At 70.5% G+C, this 8,443-nt stretch carries 5 protein-coding genes, 1 tRNA gene and 1 pseudogene; 2 read left to right on the top strand and 5 right to left on the bottom strand.

All coding sequences use genetic code 11. The annotated features are described in order from the left end of the window. Positions 1-132: 132 nt before the first annotated feature. Entirely contained in the window at positions 133-4,254 is a 4,122-nt protein-coding gene (locus B1759_RS01795; RefSeq protein WP_095513316.1) for a T9SS type A sorting domain-containing protein, read from the bottom strand. Between the two features lie 122 nt (positions 4,255-4,376). Here B1759_RS01795 and B1759_RS01800 point away from each other — a divergent pair, with 122 nt between their 5' ends. Next, positions 4,377-4,958: an ECF-type sigma factor gene (locus B1759_RS01800; protein WP_158225067.1), complete on the top strand. Its 582-nt coding sequence runs from the start codon at positions 4,377-4,379 to the stop codon at positions 4,956-4,958. Between the two features lie 61 nt (positions 4,959-5,019). Then, positions 5,020-7,266 (top strand): serine/threonine-protein kinase, encoded by a 2,247-nt coding sequence (locus B1759_RS01805; RefSeq protein WP_095513318.1) that lies wholly within the window; start codon positions 5,020-5,022, stop codon positions 7,264-7,266. Here B1759_RS01805 and nusG read toward each other — a convergent pair. From nusG to tuf, 4 genes and pseudogenes are all read right to left on the bottom strand, one after another. Next, positions 7,263-7,805 (bottom strand): transcription termination/antitermination protein NusG, encoded by a 543-nt coding sequence (gene nusG, locus B1759_RS01810; protein ID WP_095513319.1) that lies wholly within the window; start codon positions 7,803-7,805, stop codon positions 7,263-7,265. The genes B1759_RS01805 and nusG overlap by 4 nt on opposite strands. Before the next feature lie 31 nt (positions 7,806-7,836). After that, positions 7,837-8,052: a preprotein translocase subunit SecE gene (secE, locus tag B1759_RS01815; RefSeq protein WP_095513320.1), complete on the bottom strand. Its 216-nt coding sequence runs from the start codon at positions 8,050-8,052 to the stop codon at positions 7,837-7,839. A gap of 51 nt (positions 8,053-8,103) precedes the next feature. Next, positions 8,104-8,176 (bottom strand) — tRNA-Trp (locus B1759_RS01820). A gap of 124 nt (positions 8,177-8,300) precedes the next feature. Further along, positions 8,301-8,443: pseudogene (gene tuf, locus B1759_RS01825) on the bottom strand (elongation factor Tu); the annotation flags it as partial.

The raw sequence follows: 8,443 nt of genomic DNA on the forward strand, positions 1-8,443 counted from the left end.
CGGATCGAGAAGGTACCGGCGCCCCGATCTAAAAAACGCCCTCTCGGCAGGCTTCGCCCGCGTTTCACCCCACGTCCGCCGTGTCCCTACGGACGCCCTCGGCAGGGACTCCCCTGCCGAGGGCCCCGCGCCTCACCGGACCACCGAGATCCGCTGCGTGGCCTCCTGGCCGCCGCCCTCGGCGCGGACGACGTAGAGGCCCGACGCCAGCCCCGACGCGTCCCATCGGAGAGCCTGCCACCCCGCGGCGAGGGGGCCGTCCACCACGACGGCCACCTCGCGGCCCCGCAGGTCGTACACCGTCACGCGGACGGCCCCGGCCTGCGGGACGCCGACCTGCAGCACCACCGGGCCGCGCGTCGGGTTGGGGTACGGCGACGCTAGCGCCAGCTCCGTCGGCAGCGACGACTCGCCCTCCGCGGCCACCTGGCCCGCCACGAACGTCAGCTCCGCGACCGTTTTCGGCGCCTCGGCGTTGCCGACGCGGTCGGTCGCCAGCGCGAACACGCCGTACGTCGTGCCGAGCACCGTCTGGAAGACGACCTCGTCGCCCCCCTCCACCGTCGCCACCTTCTCGAACGGGCCGCCGTTGGCCTGTGCGAACAGGTCGTAGCGCCCGACGCCCGACCCGCCGTCGGTGCCCTCGAAGCGGACGACGGTCAGCGTGTCGGCCGCGCCGGGGTCGGCGGAGACGACCGCGCTCACCGGCGACGACAGGTCGAGCGTGTTCGCCCAGACCCCGGTGTCGATCAGTTCGTTGCGGTCGAACCGGATGTCGGCCCGGTTGCCAATCGTCGTGCCATCGGGCAGCCCCGGCTTCGCGGCGATGGTGAACGTGACGCTCCCCTCCCCTTCGCCATTGGCCCCGTTGGGCGGCAGGAAGCCCGCCTCGGCCGACGTGCGCAAGGTGTAGTCCGTCGGGTCGAGGTCCGACATCTGCCACATCACCACGCCGGTCTCCACGTCCAGCGCCGCGTCGAGGCGGACGAGCGAGGGCTCGCTCGGGCGCCGGTCCCAGTACGTCGTCCAGGCCGCCAGGCCCGCCGGGGCGGTGAACGACGTGTCCGGGAGGACGAAGGTGCCGAGCGAGAACGTCGACAGGTCCAGCGTCGCCACGTCGAGCGTGTCGGTGATGGTCACTTCCACCGCCGAGGCGGTCGCCGTCGACAGGTTCTCGAACGAGATGACGTACGGGATGCGTCCGAACGACGCCACGTAGCGCTCCGGCCTGATCCCGATGTGCCCGGTCTTCTCGTTCGGGTCGAACGACCAGAACTGGGCCAGCCCGAGCCAGTCGCTGACGATGTATCTGGAGCAGTCGGAGCAGTTCTTCGCCAGCTGGGCGATTCCGGCGAGCTTGTTGATCGACGTAAACAGCTCGTAGAGGGTGAAGCCCGCCGCGATCACCTGACCGCCCGGAAGGGCGATGGCCCCACAGGAGACGGCCGTTTCGATCAACTGCGCGCCCAGGGAGTAGCCGGAAATCACGGCGCCCTCCCCCGTCGTCGCGGCCAGCGCAGCGTTGCCGAACGCGATGGCGGTCTTGAACGCATCGCCGATGCACGAGTCGGGCAGCAGTTCGCTGAAGAGCCCCTGCAGGCACGACACGCAGGCCGCGAGCCCTTCATTGACGGCCGCCTCACTCCGCGACGCGTCGCACACGACCGCGAAGTCGCCGGTCTGGACGAGCCCCTCCCCCGTCAGCGCGTCCCAGTCGAGCGTGTTGAGCGGCCGGCCGGCGCTCGCCGACCAATTGTCGTTGGCCATGGGCGCCGTCGCGGCGACGGACAGCAGCAGCTCGCCCGACGATCCGGCCGGGATGACCGGGATGTAGAACACGGCGATGCGCGCGTCCATCGGGGTCACCGTGGGACAGGGCGCACCGGCGGGCGACGTGGGCGGGCAGATCTCGGCCGGCTGGATGGTCTCGCGGATCCAGATCAAGTCCTGGTCGATCTCGTTCTCGAGGACCGGGTTGTAGAACTCGTTCTGGACCGTCACCTCCGTCGACCACGGGAAGGCAACGCGGATCGGGACCATCACGGCGTCGGAGTTGCCGTCGTTGCCGTAGACCACGCGCAAGGTCCGCGGGAAGCCGACGCGGAGCGAGTTGTTGATCATCGAGGTCCAGACCTGGACCGTCGGCTCGACGGCCTCCACCACGAGCGCGCCTTGCAGCGTTGACGACGCGCCGCCCGAGGTGACGGTGAGGGCGTACGTGCCGGGCGGCGCGCCTTCCAGGTCGAACGCGGCGCGCAGGCGGGCCCCGTTCTCGAACGCGCGTGTCACGTCCGCGGTCAACGTGCTCGGGCCGGAGAGCGTCGCGACGGCGTCGTCGCCGAAGCCCTGGCCGAGCACGACGAGCGTCGCGGGCGCCTGGTTGGAGGCCCGCTGCGGGCGGCTGCTCGCGATGCCGACGCCCGCCCCGGCCCCGTTCGACTGGATCTCGAAGCGCCAGCCGAGCCCGGCCTGATTGGAAACGCCGAGTCCATTCGCTAGACCTGGGACCTGGCCTGGCGACGCGATCTGACAGTTTTCGTTCAGCTCCGTCGGGAAATTGGTGCACGAAAGCCTGATGTCCCCTTGTTCGATTTCCGCCTCGGCCACCGCGTCGTCGATGGGCGTCAGCGTGATCTCACGGACCTGCAGCGTGTCGGCAAGGTTTGAACTGGCGCCCCAGCGGTACGAGCCGGGGGGCGTCGAAAGCGTGTAGTCGAGGTAGTGAACCGGGGTGCCCGAAGTCTGGAGCAACGGCCTCGCCGTCTCATCATGAGGGCCATAGCGGTAGGCGCGAATGCGACCGGGGTTGCGCCCCTGCTCGGCGATGTCGTCGTCCAGCACCTCGAAATCGAAAATGGCTGTGTTCACCACGTTGTGCGTCCGGCACGTCTCCAGACCCGCCTGCTGGGCGCACACCTGGTTGTGGAACCCGTTCCCCGCCACCCCCGGGCCCGGACGGGCCGCCCAGATCCGGTTCGTGAAGTGGTTGATACTCGGAACAGACGTCGGGACTGCCCCGCGCTCGTAGCTCCAGGTGTCTACGACGTACGAGATCACGTTCCCGTCGGCATCGAGCAGGCGCGGCGCGAGATTGACCCGACGGCCGAACCACAGCATCACGTCGCGCTGGATCAACAGCCGGGCCGGCTCCGGGACCGGCTCCGCGTCCGCCCAGTCGAAGAAGGGTCGCGCGCCGTGCTGGTAGACCGCTTCGAGGTCAAGCACGAGGGCGTCGTTGGCCAGGCGGCGCACCTCGACCCAGTGGTTGCCGGGGTGCTGGTACTTCAGGTAGCCGACCGACCGACCGTCGGGCGAGAGCTGATACGAGTCGTAGCTCACGTCGGCCAGTTCGGACACCTCGTGGAGAATCTCGCCCGAGGTCACGCTCACGACCGACACACGCCGGGCGAGGGAACTGCCAGCGCCCACGCGACGAGTGGGCCAGCTGAACAGAATGCGGTCGGCCTTCCAGTCGAGGGCGATCTCAGTCGGAAACCAGTCCTCGTCGAACCCGCGGTTGAGCGGGCCAAACACGACGCGGTCGGTCGCGCCGTCGACGGACACGGCGCGGAGGGCCAGTTCGCACGTGGCATCGGACCCCGTGCCCACCTCCATCCAGCCGAGGTAGGCGATCTCTGAGCCGTCGGGGCTGAACGAGGCCCGCGCGGCGCCCTGCTCGCAGGCCGTGAGCGGCGCGAAGGGGAACGCCGTCGGCTCCGCGCTGCCGTCCGACGGGACGGTCCACAACGTGTCGGGGGTGAACTGAGCCACGGTGTAGAGCACCGTCTGCCCGTCCGGCGAGATGTCGGGGCGGGCGCGGGCGCTGGCCAGCGTGGAGCTCAGCCGAATCGGATCGGTCAGCACGGTGATGTTGCGCCCGTCCCGGTCCACGGCCATCACCTGCACGTCGCCCTGATCGGGTCCGAACCAGTCGGCGACAAACGCCAGCCGGCCCTGCGTGGAGAGGGCCGGGTTGTACGAGGCGTGATGCAGGATTCCAAACCCACTCTGGGGCCGGACGTAGGTGCCGAGCGTGTCCGCCCCCCCCCCTGTCCCCAAGCCGAGCGACTGGTAGGTGTTGATGGTGACACCGACCCGGTGGAGCGCCGCGGCGTCCGGGTTGAACAGCGAGATGGCGTTGCCCGCCGGCGCCGGGCCGGTCGGGCCGAGCATGACGCCGTCCAGAACAGGCTGGGCGGCGAGCGGGAAGGCGAGGGCGACCGCCAGCGCGGCGAGCAGGAGCGAACGGGGCATCGGGGAGAAAAGGGGGCCTACCCCTGAACCGGATTCCGCGCGCGGACTGGACCATGCGCCCGTCACATCCTCCGTTACGTAGTTCCAGGGACTTGCGTACGTTTCGCCGATCCCGGACGCCTGTGACTCCGCCCGACGCTCTGCTCCTAACCCGCACCCGCACCGGCGACGCCGATGCGCTGGACGAGCTTGTGGGCCGGATGTACGACGAGATGCGCCGTGTCGCCCAGGCCCAGCGCCGACGCCTCGGCGCGTCCGACACGCTCAACACGACGGCCGTCGTCCACGAGGCGTACGCCAAGCTCGACGGCCGCACGGCTGCCCCGTCGTATGCCGACGCAGGCCACTTCCTCGCCGTCGCCTCGCGGGCCATGCGCGACGTGATCGTGGACTATGCCCGTGCGCAGTGCGCCGACAAGCGCGGCGGGCCGGGCCGCCCCGTGTCGCTGGACGGCCTCGCGACGCAGGCGCTCTCCGCCAGTCTCGACCCTGTGGAAGTCCTGGGCGTCGACCACGCACTCGCCGAGTTGGAGCGGATCGACCCGCTGGCGGCCCGCGTGACCGAGCTCCGTTACTTCGCCGGGCTCACCATCGCCGAGACGGCCGACGCGCTCGGCACCTCGCCGATGACCGTCAAGCGCCGCTGGACGCTGGCTCGCGCCTGGCTCTACGAGCGGCTCGCCGACGCCCCCGTCCTGGCCTGACGCCCCGGCGTGGTCCGCGGCGGGCCTCGTTTCCGGTACAGAGGGGAGCCCCTCCCGCCCGATGACCCCCGACCGCTGGCTTCGTCTCGCCGACCTCGTCCCCGACGCGCTCGCGGTCGAGCCCGCCGACCGGGACGCGTTCCTGGACCGCGCCTGCGTGGATGCCGACGGGGCTCTCGACCCCACGCTTCGGTACGAGGCGGGCCGCCTCACCGCTGCCGCCGAGGCGGCCGACCGCGCCGGCTCGCTCACCTCACCCGTCGCTTCCCCCCCTGCGACCGACGTCCTGCCTGACCGGATCGGGCCCTGGCGCGTGACCGGGCTGCTGGGCGAGGGCGGCGCGGGCGTCGTCTACCTCGCCGAGCGGGCCGACGACCGCGTCCAGCGCACGGTGGCCCTGAAGGTGCTGCGCCGCGCCGGGCGAGGTGTCGCCCGCCAGTTCGACCGAGAGCGCCGCGCCCTGGCTCGCCTCGAACACCCCCACATCGCGCGCCTCTACGACGCCGGCGTGGTCGGCGACGGGCCGCTCGCCGGGACGCCCTTTCTAGAGATGGAATGGGTGAACGGGCTTCCCCTCCCCGCCGCCGCCGACCGCCTCGGGCTTGGCGTGGAGGCGCGCGTTCGACTCCTCCTCCAGGTCTGCGCCGCCGTCAGCTATGCCCACGGGCGGCTGGTGCTGCACCGCGACCTGAAGCCGTCGAATGTGGTCGTGACCGAGGACACGGAGGGGCCGCGGGCGGTCGTCCTCGACTTCGGCGTCGCCCGGCTGCTGGGAGACGCTGCCGACCCCGCGCTCACGCGCACCGGCGAGAGCCTGTACACGCCCGCCTATGCCGCCCCCGAGCAGGTCGCCGGGGACGATGTGACCACCGCCACCGACGTGTACGGCGTCGGCGCGCTGCTCTACGAGGTGCTCACCGGCGTTCGTCCCCGTACGAGCGCCGAGACCGGCCGCCTCCCCTCCGTCCCGAGCCGCGTCGCGGGCAACCACGCACGACGGATCGAGGGCGACCTCGACACGATCTGCCTCAAGGCCCTCGCCCCAGCCCCCGAGCGCCGCTACCTGTCCGTAGACGCGCTCGCGGCGGACCTGACCCGCCACCTGGAGGGACTCCCGGTCGAGGCGCGCCCGACCACACTCGGCTACCGCGTCGGCCGGTTCGCCCGCCGCCACCGCACCGGCGTCGTGGCGACGGCGCTGGTGGCGCTGGCGGTCGTCGGCGGGCTGGGAGCGTCGCTATGGCAACGCGCCGAGGCGCACCGGGAGCGCGACCGGGCCCAGGTCGCGGCCGTCGAGGCGCAGGCCCAGGCCGACCGCGCCGAGGCCGTCGCGGGCTTCCTCGAACAGATCCTGCGCGCGCCCAACCAGCGGTGGTACAACGACGGCGTCGCCACCGGCCCCGAGACGCCCATCCGTGCCGTGCTCGACGAGGCCGCCACCCGCGTCGACCGCGACTTCGCCGACCAGCCGGACCTGCTGGCCGACCTCCACCACGTCCTCGGCGACACCTACGGCGCGCTCGGCCTGGTCGACGAAGCGGTCCGGCACCACGACCGCACCCTCGCCCTGCGCGAGTCGATCTACGTCGCGCCCCATCCCAAGATCGCGGAGGCGCTGTACTACTCGGCCGCGAGCGACCGGGACGACATGAACCGATCCACCCAGACGATGCAGCGGGCGCTCGACATGCTGCGCCAGCGCAACGAGGGCAACAACTTCCCCTTCATCGCTCGCGACCTCGCGGGTCGCTACCTGATGCTGGGACTCCCCCATCGGGCAGAGGCTGTCGCGGCCGAGGGCGCTCGTGTGGCCGAGGCTCGCTTCGTGCCTGGCGACGACGGGTTCCGCTACCGGGAGACCATCCTGTTCTTGCTCGCGACTACACAGGCCGCTGCCCTCCTCGATCTCGACCGCCTCCCCGAGGCCGCCCCCCTCTTGCACCGGGCCGACTCGCTCTGGGCACGACTGCCCTCGTCCTCCGGCCAGTACGTCAACTGGCAGTTCTACGTCTGCCAGGTTGGGCGGCTCCGGCGCCGCCAGAATCGCCAAGACGAGGCCGAGGCTGCCCTTCTCGCCTGCATCGGTGACCCGTCTTCCCGAGCCACCCGTACGCCCATGCCCGCGCCCCCTGTGCGCATGCCCTACGATGCCTGGACGGACCAAGGAGAAGCCCTCGAGCTGGTCGCGCTCTACGACGGTCTCGGCCGCCCCGCCGAGGCGGATCGCTTCCGCGCGCGCGCGCGCCAGTCACAGGCTCTCTTCGACTCGTTTCGAACCGCCGGACGCGCCCTCGACCGGGCGCGCTAGCCCTCGTGCTCGACCTGGAGGAAGTCCAGCTCCAGCGGCGTCTTGCGGCCGAAGATGGACACCATCACGCGGACCTTCATCTTGTCGGCATAGACCTCCTCGACGAAGCCCGTGAACGTGTTGAACGGGCCGTCGACCACCTTGACGGCGTCGCCCTGCTTGAAGGGGACCTCCATGGTCTCACCCTTGTCCTCGTCCATCATGCCCAGGATCCGGTTCACCTCGTCCGGCCGGAGCGGGACGGGCTCCCCGTTGGCACCCAGGAAGCCGATCGTGGACGGAGCCCCGTTGATGACCTCGCGGAGGTACGGGTCGACGATGGCCTCCAGCAGGATGTAGCCCGGGAAGGACGTCTTCTCACGGGTCTTCTTCTTTCCCGCGCGCATCTCGAAGACCGTCTCCGTCGGGATCACGACCTGGGTCAGCTTGTCGTCGTAGCCGAGCCGCTCGACCTCACTCTCCAGGTATTCCTTGACCTTCTTCTCGTGACCGGAGAAGGTGCGGAGGACGAACCACTTGCGGATCGGGGGGCGGGCCATAGCGTGCAGATGCGGGAAACTGGGACGAGCCCTAGCTGCCGTAGATGAACCGAAGGGCCGTGCTGATCACCTGATCGGCCCCGAAGATGAAGATCGAGATCGCCAGCGACGACGCGAGCGTGAGCACGGTGTTGCTGATGAGCTCCTTGCGCTTGGGCCAGTTGACCTTGCGCATCTCCTTGCGGACCTCGACGACGTAGTTGCCGAGGGCGCCGCCGGGGACCTTTGTCTGCGTCTCTGTCGCCATGTCAGGGCCGCGCGGAGCGGCGGGTTCGTTCGGAGGAAGCCGGAAACGGGGCACGGGCGGCAGGACTCGAACCTGCAACCTGCGGTTTTGGAGACCGCTGCTCTGCCAATTGAGCTACGCCCGTCTAGCGGACCGCCGACGCCCCGAAGGACGCCGGCGGCCGGTCCAATCTACGATGACGCGGGAGCGTCGTTCGGAAGGGACGATGGAGACCGCTGGCACGAGGCCAGCGAGGCTCCACATCAAACTCAGTCGAGGATCTTGGAGACGACGCCGGCGCCGACCGTCCGGCCACCCTCGCGGATGGCGAACCGAAGGCCCTGCTCCATCGCCACGGGCTGGATCAGGTCCACCGTGAACTGCGTGTTGTCGCCCGGCATCACCATCTCGA

Source organism: Rubrivirga sp. SAORIC476 (assembly GCF_002283555.1).
Lineage (GTDB): Bacteria > Bacteroidota > Rhodothermia > Rhodothermales > Rubricoccaceae > Rubrivirga.